The organism is Sutterella parvirubra YIT 11816, assembly GCF_000250875.1.
In the GTDB taxonomy this organism is placed as follows: Bacteria; Pseudomonadota; Gammaproteobacteria; order Burkholderiales; family Burkholderiaceae_F; genus Sutterella; species Sutterella parvirubra.
Map to the genome: position 1 here is coordinate 1 of NZ_JH605010.1, position 941 is coordinate 941.

A 941-nucleotide genomic window follows, 5' to 3' on the forward strand; every position below is an offset into this window, starting at 1 on the left:
CGAGGGTTTCCTGAGGGATTTCTATGAAGATTTCCGCCCGCAACTGCCTCGAAGGCAAGATCGTTGAGATCAAGGAAGGCCCCGTTTCGACCGAAGTGACGATCGAAACCGCCGCCGGCGAAAAGATCGTTTCCTCGATCACGACGACCTCCGCCAAGAACCTCGGCCTCAAGGTCGGTGAAAAGGCCTACGCCGTCATCAAGGCGAGCTCGGTCATGGTCGCCGTGGAATAAGTTTTCCCGCGATCACCGGATTCAAAAAAGCGCCCGGAGCCGCACGGCCCGGGCGCTTTTTCTTTCTGCCGGAGGCCTCACGGCCCCAACGGCAGGATCAGTTCGGCTGCGTCGGCCCCTCGGAGGGCTTCGCCTCCGCCGCCTCCTCGACCACCGTCTCCGTCGCCAAAGCGTCCCCCACCTCCGCCGCGGCGGAGAGCCCGGCAAGGTCTTCGAGGTTCAGAACCGGGTTCATGGGAAGGGCGCCCAGGGCGTCCGCACCCTCCGCAACCCCCGCAACTTCAGGCCCGTCGGGGAGTTCGGAGAGTCCGTCGATCTCGTTCATGCGGCGGCTCATCCTCTGGCGCTTCACGCCCATCACTTCGAGCGAATTCTGCGCTTCGCGGAACTTCTTCTCGACGACCGTGAACTGCTTGCTGAAGGCTTCGAATTCGCTCTTCACCTCCGACAAAAGCCGCCACACTTCGCCCGAGCGCTTCTCCATCGCGAGCGTCATGAAGCCCATCAAAAGGCTGTTCAAAAGGGCGGAGAGCACGGTGGGGCCGGCCGGGGTCACGCGGAAGTCGCGCTGAAGGCGCTCAGCCAACCCGGGCGTCCGCAGCACCTCGGCGTAGAGGCCCTCGGAGGGCAGAAACATCACCGCGAATTCGGTCGTCACCGGCGGGCGCACGTACTTCTCCTGAATCGACTTCGCCTGCCGGAGAATCG

Annotated in this window: 2 protein-coding genes; one reads left to right on the forward strand and one right to left on the reverse strand. The window is 63.4% G+C overall.

Annotated elements, in window-relative coordinates:
• Positions 1–23: 23 nt before the first annotated feature.
• Positions 24–233 (forward strand): TOBE domain-containing protein, encoded by a 210-nt coding sequence (locus HMPREF9440_RS08590; RefSeq protein ID WP_008543373.1) that lies wholly within the window; start codon positions 24–26, stop codon positions 231–233.
• A 97-nt stretch (positions 234–330) separates the two neighbouring features.
• Here HMPREF9440_RS08590 and rmuC read toward each other — a convergent pair.
• Positions 331–941, reverse strand: a 611-nt coding sequence (gene rmuC / locus HMPREF9440_RS12205) for a DNA recombination protein RmuC (RefSeq protein WP_008543375.1), incomplete at its 5' end; no start/stop codon positions are given.

Excerpts from the sequence above, each read along its gene's own strand:
- HMPREF9440_RS08590 (WP_008543373.1), top strand. The coding sequence starts at position 24 with ATGAAGATTTCCGCCCGCAACTGCCTCGAAGGCAAGATCGTTGAGATC.